The sequence below is a fragment of the Erythrobacter sp. HI0063 genome (assembly GCF_001635685.1).
Taxonomy (GTDB): domain Bacteria; phylum Pseudomonadota; class Alphaproteobacteria; order Sphingomonadales; family Sphingomonadaceae; genus Qipengyuania.
In genome coordinates, this window is the sequence record NZ_LWFF01000147.1 from 1 (window position 1) to 464 (window position 464).

General features: G+C 56.7%; 1 pseudogene. It reads left to right on the forward strand.

Going from position 1 to position 464, the window contains the following annotated elements:
• Positions 1–26: 26 nt before the first annotated feature.
• Positions 27–464: pseudogene (locus A3736_RS05695) on the forward strand (hypothetical protein); the annotation flags it as partial.

The window sequence follows — 464 nt, forward strand, 5'->3', positions numbered from 1 at the left end:
TTTTCACCACGCGCGTAGAGCTCGCCATGCAACTGGCAGGCTTGTCCGATGAGGAACGCGGTCACGGTCTGGCGCAGCTAGACAAGGACACGCGCGACTACCTTTTCGACGAGGTTGCTGCCATGAACCTCGACAACTTCCTTGTCCGCGCCAAGCGCAAGGAGGTCGAGGAATTCCAGAAGCGCGAAGCATGGAACGACATCGGCTCGAATGAGCGCGAGGTGCTAATCGGCGAGATCGCTGGGCTGCCTTCGGCCCGTGAAGATACTGACATTGCCGCGAAGCAATTCGACTATATCATCCTGAAGGGGCAGCTTGCTCTTCTTCAAAATGATGCGTCGTTCACGCAGTGCCAGGAGAAGGTGATCGCGCTAGCCTCCAAGCTCGAAGAGCTCGGGAATGTTCCGATGGTTTCAGCGCAAATGGACTTGATCCTTGAAGTCCAGACGCCGGATTATTGGGCC